The organism is Paenibacillus paeoniae (assembly GCF_003388735.1).
GTDB lineage: Bacteria > Bacillota > Bacilli > Paenibacillales > Paenibacillaceae > Pristimantibacillus > Pristimantibacillus paeoniae.
In genome coordinates this window covers 1,246,933-1,266,568 of the sequence record NZ_QUBQ01000001.1, presented here as the reverse complement: position 1 = coordinate 1,266,568, position 19,636 = coordinate 1,246,933, and the positions used below count along the sequence as shown (strand labels likewise).

Sequence of the window (19,636 nt, the reverse complement as noted above, 5' to 3'; positions counted from 1 at the left end):
GAATGCCATATTCGCTGTCGAATAGGCTTCCTGATCCACTTCGTGATCAAAAATGGACTTTTTGAACAAACTCTATAAGAAAACGATCATTGAGCGGCAAGCCAGGCCTCCGCATCAGCCTTGCTGATCGGCTGTCCGGTCACGCCTTTGACTGCTCCCTCAATTCCGGCATTCTCTGCAAGCAAAAAATAACCGGCTCTGGCCTGCTTGTTTTTGGCTTTCATTTGTTTGACGAATGCAGGCGCATTATCAATGATGTCATTGGCAAGCAGAAGCTCCGACGTTTTGGTCAGATCAAAACCTGGTTCGATTCGAATCAATCGCTCGACTCGCTTAGCCTCCTCCAGTACTTCTGTCTGCGCATCGGCAACTGGCGTCTCGCTCGCCTCATTCTCCGTTTGCGGCGTCTCAAACGTCGCTTCTGGAGTTTCCGTTGCGACATGATCCGGCACGGAGGAGGGATCTGGTGTTGGTTCTCCGCCTGAGAAACCTTCCTCTTGCAGGTTGACTTGACTCATCTCCTGCTCCAATATGTTCAGCTTATTCTGACTGTTCTGTCCCAGCATGAACAGCTCCAGCAACAGGACTCCCACGATAATGCCAACGCCAAGCCCCAGCACAAAGGATCGTTTGTTAAACATGGAGCGAACCCTCCTGTTTGGACAAGCCGATTATAAGCTGAACTTCCCCTTTATTCATGCCCAGTCTTTTGGCAATCGCCTCAATCGATTTTCCTTCCGCGTATAGACGGAACAACTCCGAATAGCGATCATGGATCGAGTTGGATTTGGGATTCTGATCCTCAATCGCAATTTTCACCCCTTCGTACCTATCAGGGTGATTGGCGGGTACAGAGGCCGCTTGCCCCGCCATGCCGGCAGCGACAGGCTGCTCCGCCGCCTGTATGCGAGCTTCAGCGGGCTTGACAAGCGTTTCTTGCAATAGCTTCTCCAATTGCCCGCAGCGCTCTTCTAATGTAGCAATCCGCATATCTTTGCTATTGGCCTCCTGCTTGGCCGCTTGCTGGGAATCCGCAATTAGCTGAACCAGATGCTCGTTGTCCTTCTCCATGTTTTCCATGAACTGATCAAGCGCCGTCTCCATATTGCGGACAGACTGCGGGGCCTCATTGCCGTCCGGCTTCTTTCGCGGCATGATGAGGGCGCCTACAACGACGACCGCTCCAACGAGTACGATATATTGCCATGGTTCCATGTGTAGCATCCCGCCTCTTTTGCTTATACTGCTGGTCTACAGCTTAATATCTAGATGATGTCCTTTATACGGATGCACCGGAGGTTCATCGACTCCCGATTCCTCTTCCGTGCCCACGCCTTTTTTACGGTTTCCCCGTTTGTATCCGCCATCATTTGCCCCGTCTTGATCCGCACGCACTTGAGGATTCGAGGACTTCTCAACCGCTGTATTCTGGTTGCGCATCTCTTCCGTTTGCTTCGACGCCTGATTCGCCAGCATGTTCTGCTCCGTTAGCGGCCGCTGCGCAGCTTGCTGCTGCATACCGCTAAACTCCTGCGTGCGCGGAACGGACATTTGAAGATCCAGTGGCTTAAAGGTCATTCAAACCGCACCTCCCGCTTTTTAGACTTATGGGGTGTTAAGGATTATAGGGCACCATCGCGACATCTCCATCCATTAATCGGAAGGAAACACGCTGAGCGCTGTCTTTAACAAACTTGGTATAACGTCCGATTACAATTTTGATGCCGCCGTACGCGGTTCCGCTTACATTTATTTTGGAACGGTTGGTATCCTCCAGCGTTTTCTCGATCTCCAGCATGCGCGCCTTAGACTCCTCGACCAAAACGCTCGTCTGCCGCTTGGTTGCATTAAGCTTAGCACGAAGCTCCAGCCTGTCAGGCGTCAGTTGGCCGGCGGCCGCCATTTGATCCAGTATGACAAGCGCCTTCTCGGTCTTCTCATTGCTTTCGTAGGATTGCTTAATGGTAGCACGGAGTTCCAGCAGTTCCTCACGAAGCTGTGGGTTTACACCGACCTCTATTGCCGTCGCAGTAGACATAGCGTTGCCGAGCGTACGTGCGACAACCTGCTCCCCTGCCTGTATGAGGCCTCCTACTACGAGCCCTTTCGCCCCGGAACAAATGACATTTCTACCCGCTTTGACGACTGAATGCATGATACTTTGCGAGACGATTACATCCTCTCCAGCAAAAACATGTCCGTCTTGTATAAAGGAGCTTCGAACATTGCGGCCCGCTTTGATATGTCCCTTGTTGCTCGCCATAATGCCACCTGTAATTTCAATAGATCCGTCTGACTCCAGCTCCGCTCCCTCTACGCCGCCAACGACACGAATATCGCCCGAAGCCCTCACTCGGAAGCCATTCAACACATTCCCGCGAATAACAACCGTTCCGACAAAATCGATATTGCCGATGCTGTAATCCACATCGCCATTCACCTCATACACAGGAAATACGTTGATCTTTCCTTTATCGGTAATCGTAATCAATCCGTCGATCGCCGCATAGAGAGCGATTTCGCCATTTTGCACAACATTTTTCCCGATTTTGAATCGGACTTTCTTGCCGAACTTCGGAGGTATGAGTTCACCGGTTACCATCTTGCCCGAGGAACCGGACGTCGGCTCCACTAGTTCTGCGATCAATTGTCCACGCATGACGTTTTTCAGCCTCGTTACTTCTTTCAGATCTACTTTTCCGTCTTGATCCTCAGCAGGCTTATGCTGCTTTTTATCCTCCATATCATAGACGAAGCGTATGGCTCCGTCCTTTCCTTCTCCAGGAGCTTCCCCTTGTGCGATCAGAGTCTGTTCTCTGCAGTAAGCCAGCGGATTTCTGCATATTTGATCCAGCACATCGATTCGGAGTCCATGGACAACGCCCTTGCTGCGCACATATTGTTCCATGTCCGAAGAAGCACATACAAAATCTTCCGTTATCCGACTGAATGTTAGGAAGGCAGACAGCTTGTCAGCTGAAGTCTGAATACGCAGATAGGAATCTAATTGAATATTGTCCACCTTACTCCCTCCTCTCTAATGCTGCATTAGTTGATCTTTATGTTTAGCCAACGCTCCACGCAGCCTCAATATAGCTTTGGAATGGAGCTGGGAGATTCTCGAAGGGGATAGCGACATCACTTCCGCAATTTCGCTTAACGACAATTCTTCGTAATAAAACAGCGATACAACCGTTCTTTCCTTCTCCGTCAATCGTTCAATGCCTTTAACCAGCGATTCTTTCAAATAAAACTCATGCACTTTATAATCCGGATTTTTCGCCTTGTCATCTACAAGCAACGACATGCGCGTCTCCGATTCTTCTTCGCGGATGGGGTCTTCCAGTGAGCAGATCGTCGCGACGGAGATGTCCTGAAGCATATTGGTAAATTCTTTTTCGGATACTTGCAAGTACGAGCTTACCTCCAGATCTGTAACCGAGCGCATATATTGCTGCTCCAGATGCTGGTACGCCTCTTCGACCCGTTTTGCTTTCTCACGAACGGAACGCGGCACCCAGTCGCCTTGACGCAAGCCATCAATAATAGAGCCGCGAATGCGCCATGAAGCGTACGTCTCGAACTGCAGTCCGCGCAAGTAATCAAACTTCTCAATCGCATCGATCAGCCCCATGACGCCATTGCTGGCAAGATCGTCCTTTATGACGTTCTTCGGCAGTCCGATTGCCATTCGATTCGTTACATATTCGACCAAAGGCAAATAGGTTTCAATCAATGCCTTCTTCGCTTCAATATCACCGTATTCTTTCCAAGCTTGCCACATCTGGATGTTAGTCAAATGAGGCGTCTTCAGCTCAGCCATCGACTCACTCTCCTGTCAGGTGACGTAATGCCTTCGCCAAATCTTCCGGCTGTTTATTAGTTGTAGATACAAATTGCGGAGGCGCAAGCGGACGGAACGCCGGGTCCGCCTCTTGATTGGAGGAGCTCTGTTGTTCCTGCTCCGCCGGATTTGCAGCTCCCAGCATCTGCGCCTTCAACAGATCGTTTAAATCCTCGCCCTCATCAGGGGTTGTCAGATCAAGCGAACTGCCCTTCGTCTCTTCGTTCTCTTGCACATCCCCGATCATTGCCGGAGGCTTCAATATAAAAGCCAAAACATAACGAATCGGGTACGCAAGCACAAAAAACGCAATGAACGCATAAAGACTTCTAAGCATGATTACCGATAACGGATTGTTGCCGATGGAGAAGAGAACCGTCAGAACTATACCCGTCATGCCGAATACCACATTCCATCGCCAAGTTCCTTGCATCTTAAATCTCCTTTACACCATGCTGCACGCTTCTGATGAGCAAAATACCCTTGTAACTGTCAAACTCTACAGTTCTGCCGTAATTGCCTCCCGTATCCATCCCAAGTATCGGGATGCGATAGTGCTGCAAGATTACCTTGCAGGACTCTACATTACGAGGCCCGATTCGAAGCGTATCCGAACCGCCGAGCGCGAACATTTGGGCCCCGCCCGCCATCTTAGCTTCTATACGGCCTAAACGCGCACCCACTGCTTCCATCCTGCCCAGCAGCTCCGGAATAGCAGTATCTGCGTACTTCGCGATATTAAGCTGCGACTCGCGAGCGATCTCGGAGGAAGGGAGCATCACATGCGCCATGCCGGCCACCTTGCTCTGGGGATCAAACAGCGTCAGGCCAACGCAAGATCCTAACCCCGTTGTTTTCAGAACGGCACCTTCCATCGCAATATTCAGATCTGCCATGCCCACCTTCACCAACGTTTGCCCTGTCATCCCAGCTCGACTCCCAATGCCTTGAAAATTTTGTTAAATGATTCCGGATCGGGGATCAAGAAGAAATGTCCCTCAAGCGATTGTCGATCCTCCAGAAACGTAGTCTCAATTAATAAAGCAGAGTCGCCCATTTCTCCGTACTGCATTAACCCGTAGCTTAATATCGCGCCGGCCATATCATGAGCGATTGCAGGAACGGATGGCACCATCGGCAGCTGGGTGAAATCGGCAAGCGAGGACAAGTAGGAACCCGCCAGTATATTGCCAATTTCGCATAAAGCAGACAGTTCCATCTCTGAATAGCCTTCGTCTTCCTGATGGTTCATCGATAGAAGCTGATTCAACATACGTTTGGCGGACTGCTCCTCGATAATAAAGAACATATTGCCAGGAGCGTCGCCCTCCACTCTCAGAAAGACGGCAATTACGATCTGCTCGGCTCCGCCTACGCGTTCCGCCACTTCCTCGAATGGGAGCAAGCTAACCTTCGGAACCCCCATGTCAACGGGCTTGTCCAGCAGTTTGGACAACGCGGTTGCCGCATTGCCCGCCCCGATGTTGCCGACTTCCTTCAGCACATCCCATTCAAAAGCTTTAAAAGATTCAAATAGCGACACAGACTATACCTCAAGCTGCTCAAGCTGAATGATTTCGTTTTTGTTGAGCACTTCCGAAAGGTTCAGCATAATAAGCAAGCGTCCTTCCCCGAGCTTGGCAATGCCGCGAAGATACTTCGCTTTGATGCCGCCTACGATCTCTGGCGGAGAATCGATCATATCTGTATCGATATCGATTACATCGTTCGCAGAGTCAACGATAAAGCCAACTTCGAGATCAGCAACGGCAACGACAATGATACGGGAGTGTTCCGTATGCTCTGTCTCGGACAAATTGAATCGTCCTCTCAGATCGATGACAGGAACTACGATTCCGCGCAGATTGATGACTCCTTTAATGAAGGATGCGGTCTTCGGCACGCGAGTAATAGGTGATAATCTTTCGATCGTACGAACTTTATCAACTTCAATCCCATACTCCTCTTTGCCAAGCGCGAACACGATAACCTTTAATTCTTCTCCCATCGAAAACCCCTCCTTATTTAATCAGTGCATTCGGATCGATGATTAGCGCAACCTGTCCGTCGCCCAGAATGGTAGCACCGGAAATCGCATGAATATGAGTCAGGTATTGTCCTAATGTCTTTAAAACAATCTCACTTTGACCGATGAACTCGTCTACCATAATCGCCGCCCACTTTTCACCTTTGCGAATCACGATTATTTCAGTCTCAACTTCTGTTGACTCATCGTAATCAGGCGACTCCAGCACTCGGCTGAGCGATACCAGCGGAATGATCGAGTTGCGGAACTGTATCATCTGATTGCCATGAACTTGAAGAATGTCGGCACGCTTCACGATTCCAGTCTCGACGATTGAAGTCAAAGGAATTGCATATTTCTCCGATCCCAGCTTTATGAGCATTGCCGATATAATCGAAAGCGTAAGCGGCAATTGGACCGAGAACTTCGTGCCTCTGCCGTATACCGAATCGACGGTTACGTTGCCGCCAAGCGAAGTGATCTTCGTCTTCACGACATCAAGTCCGACACCGCGTCCGGAAATATCAGAGATTTTATCCGCGGTACTGAATCCTGGAGCAAAGATCAGCATATTGATCTCATCCGGAGTCAGGTTGCGACCTGCCTCTTCTGTAAGAACGCCGTTTTTAATCGCGATCTTAAGCACTTTCTCCTGATTAATACCGTTGCCGTCTTCTTCCACTTCGATGAAGACATGATTGCCGCTATGATAAGCGCGCAGATGAATGGTGCCTGTTTCCGGCTTGCCTGCAGCGATGCGATCCGCAATCGTCTCGATCCCATGATCCACGGAGTTTCGGAGCAAATGTACAAGCGGATCACCGATCTCGTCGATTACCGTGCGGTCAAGCTCGGTATCTGCACCTGTAATCACTAGCTCGATCTTCTTGTCCAGTGACTTGGCAAGATCCCGAATCATTCTCGGGAAACGGTTGAACACGGAATCAACGGGAACCATTCTTAATTTCAATACTATATTTTGCAGATCGGAGCTAACTCTGGCCATATGCTCGACCGTCTCCGTCAGATCGTTGCGCTTTACTTCACTAGCCAGTTGCTCCAGACGAACGCGGTCGATAAGCAGTTCGCTGAACAAGTTCATCAGCGTATCCAGACGATCGATATCGACGCGAATCGTTCTGGCTACTGCCCCACCAGACGCCTGTGGCGACTTCTTGGCCGGCTCTGCCGCTTGCTTCACCGGACTTGCCGCTGCAGGCGCCGCCGCAGGTGCACTGATCGTCTCAACTGCCGCAGCCGCTGGCGCTGTAGTCAGGGCTGCCAGGGATTCCGGATCAAGGGGCGTAACCTGAACCGTCGCAATTTCCGATATGTTGCCGATCTGCTCCATCAGCTCCGACTCTTTCAGAGACGATATCGTAAAGATGGAGAATGAGCGATCAAACTTTTCTTGCTCCAAATCCTGTACCGCTGGATCTGACTTCACAATCTCGCCATTGCGCTCCAACAGATCAAAAACCATATAAGCGCGGGCAGCCTTTAGTACGCAAGTTTCCTCCAAAGATACTTGAATGAAGAACGGCTGATGGCCGCTTTCCATCGATTGCAGCAGAATGGACGACTGAAACTGGTCCAGGAGAGCGGCATTAGTTGAGATGGACGGAGCTGCAGCTGCAGCAGGCACTGTTGTGGGCGAAGCATCACCGCTCTTGTAGTCGCTTTTCATAATGGTCTGAAGAGAAGCGACTATCGACGTGACATCTGCCTTGCCAGTGCCTCCTTCTACGATATCTTGAACCATGGCTTCAAGAGCATCCAGCCCCTTGAACAGCGTGTCGAAGATAAAGCTGTCCATTTTCAGCTTGCTATTGCGCACCAGATCAAGCACATTTTCCATTTCATGCGTCAAAGCGGCCAAATCTTCAAATCCCATCGTGGCCGACATCCCTTTCAGCGTATGCGCTGAACGGAAGATCGATTGCACAATACTTAAATCATCAGGGTCACTTTCCAATTGAAGCAGGTTTTCGTTCAAGGATTGAAGATGATCGTTGGATTCGTCGATAAACATGGACAAATACGCGTTCATATCCATTTCCTAGCACCTCCTGTTAGAATGATCGTAATCGGAACTACTCTTATGTCAAAACTGTGCAAGCGAGCTGCTGAGCAATGCCGTGCAAAGGCAGGACATGCTGTGCCGCTCCGCATTCAACGGCTGCTCGAGGCATGCCGTATACGATACATGTTTCTTCGGATTCTGCGATCGTTGTTGCTGCTCCGCCCTCGGCCAGAGCTTTAAGCCCCTTGGCACCGTCGCTTCCCATCCCCGTCATAATGACGGCATGTCGCTGAATCTCAGGGAAGGGCAACAGCGATTCAAACATAACGTCTACCGATGGACGGTGTCCATTGCGTTGCGGTTGATCAGTCAATCGAATGAAGTACCCCGCAGCATCCTTGTCTAGTTCCATATGCTTTCCGCCTGGAGCAACGTATACGAAGCTGGCGCTGACCCGCATCCCTTGTTCCGCTTCCACGACGGTTAAAGCGCTGAAGCTGTCCAAGCGTTGCGCTAATGATTTCGTGAATTTGGGCGGCATATGCTGTACGACGAGCACGGGTGCCGGGAAACCGTTTGGCAAGGAGCATATGACTTCATGGAGCGCTCTTGGACCGCCGGTTGATGTACCGATGGCTACAATATGTTTGAACGCACCTGAATGTTGCACCCTCCGCACAATCGGCTGCTGCTCCACTGGTGGAGAAGCGGTCGGCTGTTGTGCGGGCAAACCGGCGTTTGGCGCTGCCAACCGCTTCTCACGATGAATCGTCCCATCGGGCGGCTTCGTTAACGCTGCCCCTCGTTTCTCTTCCGGCTTACGTTCCAACTTGGCTTTATGTAAAGGGGCTGCCGGTGGAGAAAGTGTATCAGGCGGCTTCAGCCTAGGCTTCACGCGCGGCTCCGGTTTTTTCTCCAACGGCGCTATGTCAACCTTCGGTCTCTCCGGCAAGGCTCCCGTTCTGCTCCGTCTTGCAAATACCGCGATTCGCAGCTTCTCAAGCAGTTGCTCGCCTACTTGATGGATATCACCTGTCTTGGAAGTGGACGGCTTGCGAATAAAGTCCAGCGCGCCGTACTGCAGCGCCTTAATCGTGTCGCGCGCATTATCCTCACTGATGCCAGAGAGCATGATGACCGGCGTCGGAGTCTCCTTCATAATGAGCTGCAGAGCTTCAATGCCGTTCAATATAGGCATCTCCAGATCCATAGTGATCACGTCCGGTTTATGCTGGGCTGCAGCGGCTACGGCTTCTGCTCCGTTGGCAGCTGTCGCAGCGATAACAAATTGCTTATCTTGCAAGATGAGATCGCTGATGATGGTCCGCATAAACGCGGAATCGTCCACAACTAGAACGCGATAGGTTGTCAATCGTTTCTCACCTCAATTCCAAAGGATTATCTCGAAAGTCTGAACCATTTTGTAAAAAATCCTTTGACTCCGCCCGAATCCCGGCGAACTGCCGGCATGTCCAAAAAGGATTGGGCTATACGCTCTACTGCTGCCGCAGACACGCAATCGGGATAGCCGATCAAGAACGGCACTTGCCTTTTCACCGCCTTCGATACATACGGATCATCTGGAATCATGCCAAGCGCCGGTATATCGGATTGAAGAAAACGGCTCGCTACAAGGCTGATTTTCTGCGCAGTCGCTCTCCCTTCCCGTTCGTCGGATGCGCGGTTGACGATCAGTTTGAACGCGACACTGGGATCAATGGACTTCACCATCTTGATCAATGCGTATGCGTCTGTAAGCGATGTAGGCTCAGGCGTCGTAACAACGATCGTCTCTTGCGCTGCCGTAATGAACTTGACCGTTTCCTTGGATAAGCCCGCTCCTGTATCAAATAGAATGACATCGTATTCACCATGAAGCTTCTCAACTTCGGAAACGAATCTGGCTATTTGATCTTCCGACAACTCCAGCAAATCCATGAAGCCCGAGCCGCCTGCTATATAATGCAGCCCTTCCGGTCCGGAGCATACAATATCCCAGATCGTCTTCTCCTGCTTCAAGAGATGATATAGACTGTAAGGAGAGGATTGACCCATTAACACGTCAATGTTCGCCATCCCAATATCAGCGTCGAACAGCAGCACTTTTTTGCCCAATCTCTGCAACGCTAGCGAGAAATTTAAACTAAAGTTCGATTTGCCGACGCCGCCCTTGCCGCTCGTCACCGTAATAACTCGCGTATCCTTCCGATCCATGCGATTATCCTGCTGTCTGATCAAATGTCGCAATGCTTCGGCTTGATCATTCATGCTCCGCATCTCCAAGTAGCAGATCTACATATTTGCCAGCCTTGAACCGCTCGATGTCATCCGGCACGTTCTGGCCGCTTGCCAAGTGGGTAGGATTCAAGCCATGGGTCAGAACCAGGTTCATGATGGCTCCGTATACTGTCGTTTCATCCAGCTTCGTAAATAATACTTTTTGAATGCCGTATTTGGAGAAGCGCTCCGCGATAATCGCCATATCCGTTGTTTTGCCCGTCAAACTCAGAACAAGCACAGTCTCATTCGGCTCATTGGATTGAAGTAGACTAATGACCTCTGATACATGAAGCTCGCTTCTGAAATTGCGCCCCGCCGTATCCATTAGAATCAAATCACGCTCTGACAGCGCTTTGTAAGCCTTGGGCAAATCCATTGGAGAGAATACAACCTCCAGCGGCACATTCAAAATGTTGGCATACGTTCTAAGCTGATCTACTGCTGCAATCCGGTACGTATCGGACGTAATGAATCCGACGTTCCTGCCGCGCTTGATGGTCTGCTCTGCTGCCAGCTTGGCTATCGTCGTCGTTTTGCCGACTCCCGTCGGACCTACAAAATGCACGACGCGCGCTTCTCTATTAATCTCGGCATTGCTGTATGGTCGAAGCCACTCCACCAGGATCCGTTTGGATTCGTTCCACACCTCAAGCCTGTCATAAACCCGGCCCGCATTCTTCTCGGATTCCTGCAAAGCTTCAATTAATTTGTCGCTCCACTCGCTCTCCAGCTCTTGCTCCTGCAACCGTTCCTTCAGCGCAATCAGTGGTTCGGACAAGGAATGGAGATCGCTTTGCTGCCGGGAAAGCTTGACCATGTATTCTCGCAAATCACGAATCTCGTTAATAATGAACTGCTCGCGCTCCATTCGCTTTTCGGATACCAATGGAGCCGGTTGAGGCGGTGATGGAGGCTCCATGACCGCCGCAGCCGCTCCAGCCCGCTGCGCGGTTTGCAAGATTTGCTCGACGACCGCATTCACTTCCGGAGACGGCTTGCGTTGCGGCAGCTCGACTTGCTTTGAAGCATCTGACTCAATAGCGGCTATGACTTCCATTCGTTTCTTGCGGAACATGCCCATAAATCCGCCAACCTTAATTTCCTTTGTATCCAGAATAACCGCGTCTTTGCCAAGATCCGTACGAATCATTGACACCGCTTCGGGGAGAGCGTTAACAACATATCGCTTTACTCTCATAGATTAACCACCCCTACGCTCTGGATTTCAATGTTCGGTTCTAGCTCGCTGTAGGACAATACCGGCACTTCTTGCATCGTTCGTTCAATAATCTGTCTTAAGTACATCCGAATCGTCGGCGATGCCAATACGATCGGCTGCTGACCGGATTGAATTTGACGGCTTACATGCTCGTTAAGCTTCTGATAGATTTGCTGGGTTGATACCGGGTCCAGTGCTATATAGCTTCCCTGATCCGTCTGCTGCACCGACTCCGCAATGCGCTTCTCAAGCTGAGGCCCAACCGTAATGACACGAAGAGTATCTCCACCAGGAGAGAATTGCTGCGTAATCTGACGAGAAAGCGCTTGACGCACATATTCCGTCAGAATATCAGGATCCTTCGTGTATTGACCGTGATCGGCCAGTGTCTCGAAGATGGTGACCAAATCCCGGATCGAGATTTTTTCCTTAAGCAGCTTCGCAAGCACTTTCTGCACATCGCCAATGGTCAGGATAGACGGGATCAGCTCATCGATTAACGCTGGATACGATTCCCTCACATTCTCGACCATCATTTTCGCTTCCTGGCGGCCAATCAGCTCATGGGCGTGGCGCTTAATAATTTCAGTGAGATGAGTCGCTACAACAGATGGCGGGTCAACAACCGTATAACCCGACAGCTCGGCGCGCTCCTTCATCGCCTCATCAATCCAGATGGCCGGCAATCCGAACGCAGGCTCCATCGTTTCAATCCCGACGACAGAGTCATCCTCGAAGCCCGGGCTCATCGCCAAGTAATGGTTCAGCAGCAAGTCACCGCGAGCGACGGTGTTTCCTTTAATTTTAATGACATATTCATTCGGCTTGAGCTGGATGTTGTCACGGATACGAATAACCGGAACTACCAACCCCAGTTCGAGCGCACATTGCCTGCGAATCATTATGATACGGTCCAACAAGTCCCCGCCTTGCTGGGTATCCGCGAGAGGGATTAGGCCATAGCCGAATTCGAACTCGATCGGATCCACCTGAAGCAAGCTGATGACACTCTCAGGACTCCGAACCTCTTCGATCTGCTGTTCTTCCACCAACAATTCGTCTTGCTCCATTTGCTTCGTTTGCTTCTTCTGCATTACATAAGCACCAACAGCTAAAATGATAGCAAACGGCCAAGTTCTGAAAATACCGATTGGCGTCAAGCCCAGAACCGCAATAGTACCCGCCGCAACATAGAGCATCTTCGGATATTTGAACAACTGCGACGTCAGATCCTCGGACAAAGTGCCATCGGATGCGGCGCGCGTCACAATTAGACCTGCTGCGGTAGAGATCAGAAGCGCCGGTATTTGTGCCACCAAACCATCACCGATCGTCAGAATCGAGAACGTCTTCAGCGACTCACCAAATTCCATGCCATGCATGGCCATACCGACGATAAAACCGCCAATCAAGTTAATAATCAAAATAATAATGTTAGCAATGGCGTCGCCTTTGACGAACTTACTTGCCCCGTCCATCGATCCGTAGAAATCGGCTTCTCTCTCAATTTTCGAGCGGCGTTCCCTCGCCTGTTGCTCGTTGATCAAGCCGGAGTTCAAATCCGCGTCAATACTCATTTGCTTACCCGGCATCGCATCGAGTGTAAATCTCGCCGCTACCTCAGCCACGCGCTCTGAACCTTTCGTAATAACGATAAACTGAACGACAACGAGAATCAGGAACACGATAAAGCCGATAACAACTTCGCCCCCGCCGACCCAGCTGCCGAAGGTGGCGATAACTTCACCCGCTTCTGCATTTTGGAGTATGCTTCTTGTGGTAGATACACTAAGTGCAAGTCGGAAAAGCGTTGTAATGAGCAAAATCGCTGGAAAGATTGAGAAATCCAAAGCTTCTTTCGTATTCATGGCAACGAGCAAAATCATTAGAGCAATCGAAATGTTCAAAATAAGCAACACGTCAATGAGGAAGATCGGGATCGGGATAATCATCATGAGTACGATTCCAATAATTCCGAGAATAATGACTAAATCCTTAGCTTTCATGATGTCTTCCTCCTCCCTAACGATGTGAGATCAGGAACAGCGGCTAGCGTCCCTTCATCTTATATACGTAAGCCAGCACCTCGGCCACAGCCTGGAACAGATCTGCCGGTATGACATCCCCGATCTCGCCCTGCTCATATAGCGCTCTGGCCAGCGGCTTGTTTTCCATCGTGATAACGCCGTTTTCCTTGGCGATCTCTTTAATGCGCAAGGCCACGTGATCCATCCCTTTGGCCAATATGGTCGGCGCTTCCATATTGGAAGCATCATACTTCAAAGCGATGGCAAAGTGTGTCGGGTTCGTAATAACGACGTCTGCTTTGGGTACATCCTGCATCATGCGCTGCAACGCCATTTTGCGCTGCCTCTCCTTAATGCGGCCTTTAATGAGGGGATCACCCTCGGATTTTTTATACTCGTCCTTAATGTCTTGCTTGGACATTTTAATACTTTTTTCATGCTCGTATTTTTGATAAAGGAAATCCAGAAACGCTAGCACCGCAAGTACGGCGCCAATTTGAATACCCAGCTTAATCGTGAGCCCAGCTGTGAATGAAAAAATTCGTTCCAAGGGCTGCATCGACAGCGACAGCAGCTTGTCCCACTCGCTTGTAATGGTCGAGTAAACAAGTATGCCGATAATACTGACTTTCAAAATACTTTTGAAAAACTCCACCAAGCTGCGCACAGAGAATATCCGTTTAAAGCCTTCAATCGGATTCAGCTTGTTCAGCTTCAGCTTGAGCGGCTCCCCGGTTAACAGGAAGCCAAATTGAATGACATTGCCCAAGATGCCAATCACCATAACAATGGCGAATATTGGAAGCAACATCAATAGTACTTGTTTCGTAATACCTAAGAACAGATCCATCACATTTGCAGTTGTCAATTCCATCGTCAGCCAGTTTTCGAACAACCCGCCAAACAGGTTACTAATATTGGACTTGTAGTAGCCTCCTAGCATCAAGAAGGAAGCGAATGCGAACATAAGAATGAATGCGCCCGGCAGGTCGGAAGACTTCGCGACCTGTCCCTTCTTTCTAGAGTCCTGACGCTTCTTGGGCGTCGCTTTTTCTGTTTTCTCTTGGTTGAATAATTGCAAGTCCAGCTTCAAGCGATAATGTCGCACCAATACAGCCTCCTATTGCCCTGCAGACGGTCCTTGCACGATACCAAACAGCCCTTCAATCGATTGAAACATGATGGTGAACAGCTTGTCGAATAACATCGCCAGTCCTGGTATCAGCAAAATAAGCAGAAACAGGCCAAGTAACATTTTCAGCGGTATGCCGACGACGAATACGTTGAATTGTGGCGCGGACTTCGTTAGAAAGCCAAGTCCGACATCCGCCAGAAACATTGCTACAACAAGCGGGGCCGCTATCTGTAAGGCCAACACGAAAGTATTACTGAACATGCGAATCAAATATTCAGTAATGCTGCCGCCTAGCAGACGAGCGAACAGCTCGTTATCCAGAGGTATCCATTTATAGCTGTTCATAAGGCCCGATAACAAATAATGATGGCCATTCATCATCAGAAATACGATCAACATCAGCATATACTTGAAATTACCCAGCAGCGGCGCAGACACGCCCGTATGCGGATCGACAATGTTCGCCATGGCGAGGCCGACCTGCATATCCATAAAAGCACCCGCTGTCTGCACAACCGCAAAAAACAGATAGACGACAAATCCGATCAAAAGACCGATTAAAATTTCTCTTATAATGACAACGACATACTCTGCTGCATCCGGCACGATAGTTTGACTTGTGCCATATGACAGAAACACCATAAATGACATAAAAAATCCGAGACCAATCTTGAACGTATTCGGCACGCTTCGCGATGAAAAGATCGGAGCGACGACGAAAAACGCAGTTATTCGACAAAAGATTAGCAAAAAAATAGGAAACCCTTGTACGATTGCATTCATTCACTCACAACCTAACCGATATAGTGATGAAGATTGTTCAGTATACGGTAAGTGAAGTCGACAACCGTATTCAGAATCCACGGTCCAAATACGATAATTGAAATAAAGACAGCCACAATCTTTGGAACAAAAGCGAGCGTCTGCTCCTGGATTTGCGTAGTAGCTTGGAACACACTTACCATTAAACCAACAACTAACGCAAGAACGAGCATCGGAGCGCTGGCTTTTAATACCGTAAAGACCGCTTCGCCCGCCAATCCGATGACAAAGTCAGCACTCATCCTGTTCCCCTCCAGCTTTCATCATGTATTGAAACTGAGCAGCAGCGACTTCACAATCAGATACCAGCCATCTACCAAGACGAAAAGCAACAGCTTGAACGGCAAGGAAATCATAATCGGCGGCAACATCATCATCCCCATCGCCATAAGCGTGCTGGCCACGATCATATCAATAACGAGGAAAGGGATAAAGATCATAAAGCCCATCTGGAATGCTGTTTTCAATTCACTGATTGCATAAGCGGGAATGAGTACGGTAAGCGGGATATCCTCGAAGGATTCAGGCTTTTCCGTTTTCGTATAATTCATGAATAGAAGCAAGTCTTTCTCCCGAGTATGGGAAAACATAAATTTCTTCATAGGCACGGATGCTTTTTCGAATGCCTCCGTCTGAGAGATTTCACCTTTCAGATAAGGCTGCAAGGCTACTTCATTTACTTGCCCGAAGGTCGGAGCCATGATGAACAAGGTCAGGAACATCGCCAGCCCTATCAACACCTGATTGGGAGGCATCTGTTGGGTCCCTAGCGATGTACGAACAAAACCGAGCACGACGACGATACGGGTGAAGCTTGTCATCAGCACCATTATGGCTGGCGCTATGCTTAATACGGTAATGAGCAGCAGAAGCGACAAAGCGCTTGTTCCCGGCTGATCCCCTTGGCTGCCTCCTATATTAATGGAGATATCAGGCAGCGGTTCCGCAAATGCTTGAGTATGTATGAGGAGGGACAGCAGCAGGATCGCTGCAAATGAAAGCCACCTCTTATTTCTCATGATCCATCAACCGTTCATTCTTGTTTTGGTCTTGCAGCATGTTCTCAAGCTGCTGCTTGCGATCAGCTTGCTTACTCAGCTTGCCCTGCAGCATCTGCTCGAAGGAAGAGGCGGAATTCCATTGCTCTTTCCCCGGTTCTGCTTGATCCGAACGTCGATTACGCCATTGCTTCACCATGTCCTTCAAATCCTTTGGTGACCAAGCTGCATTCGGCTGGTTTTCCAAAGCTGCTATTAATTCAGCAGCTTCATCGGGATCTACAAGCTTGTCCAGCAGTGTAAGCTGTTGGCCTACCCCAATGATATATACCCGGCCGCCAATCTCTACGACCTGGACCGAGCTGTTCTGTCCAAGTGCTATACCGCCGAGCGAACGCATCGAACGATTAGCCCCCCAGATCTGATTGCGTTTGGACAGCCACTTGATAACATAAATAATAAGAATGATGACGATGGCAAGCGCCACCATGACCCAAACCATATTGCCCAGCAGTTCACCTGGACTTGTATTCGCGATATCGATGGGTTGATCGAAATCGGAGTTGCTGCCGCTGGAGCCAGCAGCAGCGATTGTTGGCAAAGTCGCAAGCCCGATGATGGTAAGGATCGCCGCGCGCATTCTTGATTTCTTCATAGGGAACGCCGTTAGCCGAGCGTTTTCTTGATAGCTTCGATTACACGATCAGCTTGGAAAGGCTTAACGATAAAATCTTTGGCGCCTGCTTGAATCGCGTCAATGACCATCGCTTGTTGGCCCATCGCGGAGCACATGATTACTTTGGCATTGCCATCCAGCTTTTTAATTTCCTTCAGGGCGGAAATACCGTCCATCTCAGGCATTGTAATATCCATTGTGATAAGGTCAGGCTTAAGTTCCTTATATTTCTCGATCGCTTGCGCGCCGTCCGGAGCTTCGCCCACCACTTCATATCCGTTTTTTGACAAAATATCGCGAATCATCATGCGCATGAATGCAGCATCATCTACGATAAGAATGCGGTTTGCCATCTTCATTTCCTCCTAGGATGTTATTGTAATTTTTGGATGCGGTCCCATTGGCTTACGATATCGGTAACACGAACGCCGAAGTTCTCATCGATGACGACGACTTCTCCCTTGGCGATGAGCTTGTTGTTGACCAAAATGTCAACCGGCTCGCCTGCCAGCTTGTCCAATTCGATGATCGATCCTTGCGACAGCTCGAGAATATCCTTAATTTGCTTCTGGGTCCTTCCTAATTCTACAGTGACTTTCAGCGGAATGTCGAGCAATAAATTCAAATTTGTTCCGTCAGTCGGCGCATACGCAGGCTGACTGAAATTCGCAAATTGTACAGGCTGGACATTGACATTGCGGCTCGCGCTTTGAGCGTAACCAGCCGGTGGCCCACCATATGGATCATTTGCAGCTGCCGGCTGTCCGGCATGCTGAGGCGGCGCCTGATGCGTCATTGGCGGTATAGGGGCGGCTGTCATGCTGGACGCAGCCGCTTGTTGTTCTGCAGCCGCTGCGATTTGCTGGGTTGCCGGCGCATCCGAAGGCGTCAGCGGCTCCTCAGCCGTTCCCATTAGAGTGGAAACCATCTGCTTGGCGAATGAAACCGGGAGCAGCTGCATAATTGTCGAATCGATTAGGTCCCCGATTGTCAGATGAAACGAAATTTTAATAAAAACGTCAACTGGAGGTAAGTGATTCATGCCATCGCCATTGTTCACATCCAGAATATCAATGCCTGGCGGCGAAATGTTGACGAACCGATTAAAGATAGTGGACATTGACGTTGCGGACGAGCCCATCATCTGATTCATGGCTTCCTGAACCGCGCTGATATGGATTTCATTCAACTCTTGAACGGTTACGTCGCCTTCACCACCGAGCATAAGATCGGCGATAACTTGGGCATCCTTCGTACGGATCACCAGGGAGTTGATACCTTCGAAGCCGTCTACATACTGCACACTAACTGCTACATGCGGCTTAGGAAATATATCACCCAGTTCCTCGCGTCTCACGAGCGTAACCTGAGGCGTTGTTATATCTACTTTTTTGCCCAGCAACGTCGAGAGTGCAGTTGCCGCGCTGCCGAACGTAATATTGCCGATCTCGCCCAAAGCATCTTGTTCCATGGAGGACAGGTAATCGGAAAGCTGCACTTCATTCGATGGCGACAATACGTCATCCGGTTCATTGGAGGATTGACGAAGTAATGCGTCGATTTCCTCTTGTGACAAATAATCTTTACTCATCATAATCTTCTTCCGCTCCTTCGCTCACAATCTCTTCCACCTGAACAGCCATCTTGTCACGAATCGAACCCGGGCTGCCGATAAATTTCAACTTTTCACCAACTTTTATTTTCAGACCTTCATCAACCGGTTTATTGAGTGTTAGCACATCGCCGATCCCCAGGTTCAGGAACTCATGGATCGTTATCGACGTCTCGCCTAGTTCTGCCACGATAGGCAGTTTGGCTTTGTTGACGCGCTGCTCCAGAATTTCAACTTCTTCCGGGATTCGCTCTTTCTTCTGCGACACAAACCAGTGATGAACGGACAATCTTGGCATAATCGGTTCCAGCACCACATGCGGGATACAAAGATTGATCATACCGGTCGTATCACCGATCTTAGTGCTGAAGGAGATAAGAGCAATCGTTTCATTGGGAGACACGATCTGCATGAATTGAGGATTGGTCTCCAGCGCTTCAAGTCTTGGCGAAATATCAATCACGGTCTTCCACGCTTCCTGCAAGCTCTCGAACGTTCTTGCGAAGATCCGTTCCATAACTGTCGTCTCAATTTCAGTCAAATTGTTAATTTTTGAAGGTGCAATGCCCTGTCCGCCAAGCATGCGGTCCAGCATAGCGTAAGCAACGTTCGGATGAACCTCCAACACCATGCGACCCTCGAGCGGCTCAGCCTCAAATATGTTCAGAATCGTCATTTTCGGAATGGAACGGATGAACTCGTCATAAGGCAATTGTTCTACGTCAACAACATTAATTTGAACGAATGTGCGAAGTTGCGCCGAGAAATAGGTTGTCAAATATCGCGCGAAGTTTTCGTGAATGCGTGTCAAGCTTCGAATATGATCCTTCGAGAAACGAACGGCACGCTTGAAGTCATATACACTTACCTTGCGCAAAACTTCTTCCTTCTTTAAGTCCTCTGCATCCATTTCACCAGAGGACAACGCAGCGAGCAGCGCGTCAATTTCGTTCTGCGATAAAACATCAACCACT

General features: G+C 49.5%; 22 protein-coding genes. All 22 read right to left on the bottom strand.

The window, feature by feature from the left end; translation table 11 throughout:
* Positions 1 to 86 precede the first annotated feature (86 nt).
* From DX130_RS05720 to fliM, 22 genes are read right to left on the bottom strand one after another with little or no spacing between them, the layout of a single operon-like run.
* Positions 87 to 641: a hypothetical protein gene (locus tag DX130_RS05720; protein WP_116043533.1), complete on the bottom strand. Its 555-nt coding sequence runs from the start codon at positions 639 to 641 to the stop codon at positions 87 to 89.
* Positions 634 to 1,215, bottom strand: a complete 582-nt coding sequence (locus DX130_RS05715; protein ID WP_116043531.1) for a helix-turn-helix domain-containing protein — start codon at positions 1,213 to 1,215, stop codon at positions 634 to 636. Before DX130_RS05715 ends, DX130_RS05720 begins: the two co-directional genes overlap by 8 nt.
* Positions 1,216 to 1,251: 36 nt before the next feature.
* A complete protein-coding gene (locus DX130_RS05710) occupies positions 1,252 to 1,578 on the bottom strand; it encodes a hypothetical protein (RefSeq protein WP_116043530.1) in 327 nt (108 codons plus the stop codon).
* A 37-nt stretch (positions 1,579 to 1,615) separates the two neighbouring features.
* Positions 1,616 to 3,022: a DUF342 domain-containing protein gene (locus tag DX130_RS05705; RefSeq protein ID WP_116043528.1), complete on the bottom strand. Its 1,407-nt coding sequence runs from the start codon at positions 3,020 to 3,022 to the stop codon at positions 1,616 to 1,618.
* Positions 3,023 to 3,037: 15 nt separating this feature from the next.
* A complete protein-coding gene (locus DX130_RS05700; RefSeq protein ID WP_116043527.1) occupies positions 3,038 to 3,823 on the bottom strand; it encodes a FliA/WhiG family RNA polymerase sigma factor in 786 nt (261 codons plus the stop codon).
* Between the two features lie 4 nt (positions 3,824 to 3,827).
* Positions 3,828 to 4,277, bottom strand: coding sequence for a hypothetical protein (locus DX130_RS05695; protein WP_116043525.1), 450 nt, complete (start codon positions 4,275 to 4,277; stop codon positions 3,828 to 3,830).
* 1 nt (position 4,278) lies between these two features.
* Positions 4,279 to 4,770, bottom strand: coding sequence for a chemotaxis protein CheD (locus tag DX130_RS05690; RefSeq protein ID WP_116043524.1), 492 nt, complete (start codon positions 4,768 to 4,770; stop codon positions 4,279 to 4,281).
* Positions 4,767 to 5,387 (bottom strand): chemotaxis protein CheC, encoded by a 621-nt coding sequence (locus DX130_RS05685; RefSeq protein ID WP_116043522.1) that lies wholly within the window; start codon positions 5,385 to 5,387, stop codon positions 4,767 to 4,769. The genes DX130_RS05690 and DX130_RS05685 overlap by 4 nt, the downstream gene beginning before the upstream one ends.
* 3 nt (positions 5,388 to 5,390) lie before the next feature.
* Entirely contained in the window at positions 5,391 to 5,852 is a 462-nt protein-coding gene (locus DX130_RS05680; protein ID WP_116043521.1) for a chemotaxis protein CheW, read from the bottom strand.
* 13 nt (positions 5,853 to 5,865) lie between these two features.
* Positions 5,866 to 7,926: a chemotaxis protein CheA gene (locus tag DX130_RS05675; protein ID WP_116043519.1), complete on the bottom strand. Its 2,061-nt coding sequence runs from the start codon at positions 7,924 to 7,926 to the stop codon at positions 5,866 to 5,868.
* Positions 7,927 to 7,969: 43 nt separating this feature from the next.
* Positions 7,970 to 9,265, bottom strand: a complete 1,296-nt coding sequence (locus tag DX130_RS05670) for a chemotaxis-specific protein-glutamate methyltransferase CheB (RefSeq protein ID WP_116043517.1) — start codon at positions 9,263 to 9,265, stop codon at positions 7,970 to 7,972.
* Positions 9,266 to 9,291: 26 nt separating this feature from the next.
* Positions 9,292 to 10,161 carry a MinD/ParA family protein gene (locus DX130_RS05665; protein WP_116043516.1) on the bottom strand — a complete coding sequence of 290 codons (870 nt, stop codon included), beginning with the start codon at positions 10,159 to 10,161 and terminating at the stop codon, positions 9,292 to 9,294.
* Positions 10,154 to 11,371, bottom strand: a complete 1,218-nt coding sequence (flhF, locus tag DX130_RS05660) for a flagellar biosynthesis GTPase FlhF (RefSeq protein ID WP_116043514.1) — start codon at positions 11,369 to 11,371, stop codon at positions 10,154 to 10,156. Before flhF ends, DX130_RS05665 begins: the two co-directional genes overlap by 8 nt.
* The gene (flhA, locus tag DX130_RS05655) at positions 11,368 to 13,398 is read right to left on the bottom strand and encodes a flagellar biosynthesis protein FlhA (RefSeq protein WP_116043513.1); all 2,031 of its coding nucleotides are present in this window, start codon (positions 13,396 to 13,398) and stop codon (positions 11,368 to 11,370) included. Before flhA ends, flhF begins: the two co-directional genes overlap by 4 nt.
* A gap of 43 nt (positions 13,399 to 13,441) precedes the next feature.
* On the bottom strand, positions 13,442 to 14,527 hold the full coding sequence (gene flhB / locus DX130_RS05650) for a flagellar biosynthesis protein FlhB (RefSeq protein WP_116043511.1): 1,086 nt from the start codon (positions 14,525 to 14,527) through the stop codon (positions 13,442 to 13,444).
* A gap of 12 nt (positions 14,528 to 14,539) precedes the next feature.
* Complete coding sequence (gene fliR / locus DX130_RS05645; RefSeq protein WP_116043510.1) at positions 14,540 to 15,337, bottom strand: flagellar biosynthetic protein FliR; 798 nt, start codon at positions 15,335 to 15,337, stop codon at positions 14,540 to 14,542.
* Positions 15,338 to 15,348: 11 nt separating this feature from the next.
* On the bottom strand, positions 15,349 to 15,618 hold the full coding sequence (fliQ, locus tag DX130_RS05640; protein ID WP_116043508.1) for a flagellar biosynthesis protein FliQ: 270 nt from the start codon (positions 15,616 to 15,618) through the stop codon (positions 15,349 to 15,351).
* A 21-nt stretch (positions 15,619 to 15,639) separates the two neighbouring features.
* Positions 15,640 to 16,395, bottom strand: a complete 756-nt coding sequence (gene fliP, locus DX130_RS05635) for a flagellar type III secretion system pore protein FliP (RefSeq protein ID WP_116043507.1) — start codon at positions 16,393 to 16,395, stop codon at positions 15,640 to 15,642.
* A complete protein-coding gene (locus DX130_RS05630) occupies positions 16,385 to 17,029 on the bottom strand; it encodes a flagellar biosynthetic protein FliO (protein ID WP_116043506.1) in 645 nt (214 codons plus the stop codon). Before DX130_RS05630 ends, fliP begins: the two co-directional genes overlap by 11 nt.
* Positions 17,030 to 17,040: 11 nt before the next feature.
* On the bottom strand, positions 17,041 to 17,403 hold the full coding sequence (locus DX130_RS05625) for a response regulator (RefSeq protein ID WP_116043505.1): 363 nt from the start codon (positions 17,401 to 17,403) through the stop codon (positions 17,041 to 17,043).
* Between the two features lie 20 nt (positions 17,404 to 17,423).
* A complete protein-coding gene (fliY, locus tag DX130_RS05620) occupies positions 17,424 to 18,644 on the bottom strand; it encodes a flagellar motor switch phosphatase FliY (protein WP_116043504.1) in 1,221 nt (406 codons plus the stop codon).
* On the bottom strand, positions 18,634 to 19,635 hold the full coding sequence (fliM, locus tag DX130_RS05615; protein ID WP_116043503.1) for a flagellar motor switch protein FliM: 1,002 nt from the start codon (positions 19,633 to 19,635) through the stop codon (positions 18,634 to 18,636). The genes fliY and fliM overlap by 11 nt, the downstream gene beginning before the upstream one ends.
* Position 19,636: the final 1 nt, after the last annotated feature.

Coding starts and splice junctions, on each gene's coding strand:
- flhA (WP_116043513.1), bottom strand. CDS start 13,398: ATGAAAGCTAAGGATTTAGTCATTATTCTCGGAATTATTGGAATCGTA.
- DX130_RS05720 (WP_116043533.1), bottom strand. CDS start 641: ATGTTTAACAAACGATCCTTTGTGCTGGGGCTTGGCGTTGGCATTATC.
- DX130_RS05665 (WP_116043516.1), bottom strand. CDS start 10,161: ATGAATGATCAAGCCGAAGCATTGCGACATTTGATCAGACAGCAGGAT.
- DX130_RS05625 (WP_116043505.1), bottom strand. CDS start 17,403: ATGGCAAACCGCATTCTTATCGTAGATGATGCTGCATTCATGCGCATG.
- fliP (WP_116043507.1), bottom strand. CDS start 16,395: ATGAGAAATAAGAGGTGGCTTTCATTTGCAGCGATCCTGCTGCTGTCC.
- fliQ (WP_116043508.1), bottom strand. CDS start 15,618: ATGAGTGCTGACTTTGTCATCGGATTGGCGGGCGAAGCGGTCTTTACG.
- DX130_RS05710 (WP_116043530.1), bottom strand. CDS start 1,578: ATGACCTTTAAGCCACTGGATCTTCAAATGTCCGTTCCGCGCACGCAG.
- DX130_RS05680 (WP_116043521.1), bottom strand. CDS start 5,852: ATGGGAGAAGAATTAAAGGTTATCGTGTTCGCGCTTGGCAAAGAGGAG.
- DX130_RS05675 (WP_116043519.1), bottom strand. CDS start 7,926: ATGGATATGAACGCGTATTTGTCCATGTTTATCGACGAATCCAACGAT.
- DX130_RS05715 (WP_116043531.1), bottom strand. CDS start 1,215: ATGGAACCATGGCAATATATCGTACTCGTTGGAGCGGTCGTCGTTGTA.
- fliR (WP_116043510.1), bottom strand. CDS start 15,337: ATGAATGCAATCGTACAAGGGTTTCCTATTTTTTTGCTAATCTTTTGT.
- DX130_RS05630 (WP_116043506.1), bottom strand. CDS start 17,029: ATGAAGAAATCAAGAATGCGCGCGGCGATCCTTACCATCATCGGGCTT.
- flhF (WP_116043514.1), bottom strand. CDS start 11,371: ATGAGAGTAAAGCGATATGTTGTTAACGCTCTCCCCGAAGCGGTGTCA.
- DX130_RS05695 (WP_116043525.1), bottom strand. CDS start 4,277: ATGCAAGGAACTTGGCGATGGAATGTGGTATTCGGCATGACGGGTATA.
- DX130_RS05690 (WP_116043524.1), bottom strand. CDS start 4,770: ATGACAGGGCAAACGTTGGTGAAGGTGGGCATGGCAGATCTGAATATT.
- DX130_RS05700 (WP_116043527.1), bottom strand. CDS start 3,823: ATGGCTGAGCTGAAGACGCCTCATTTGACTAACATCCAGATGTGGCAA.
- fliY (WP_116043504.1), bottom strand. CDS start 18,644: ATGATGAGTAAAGATTATTTGTCACAAGAGGAAATCGACGCATTACTT.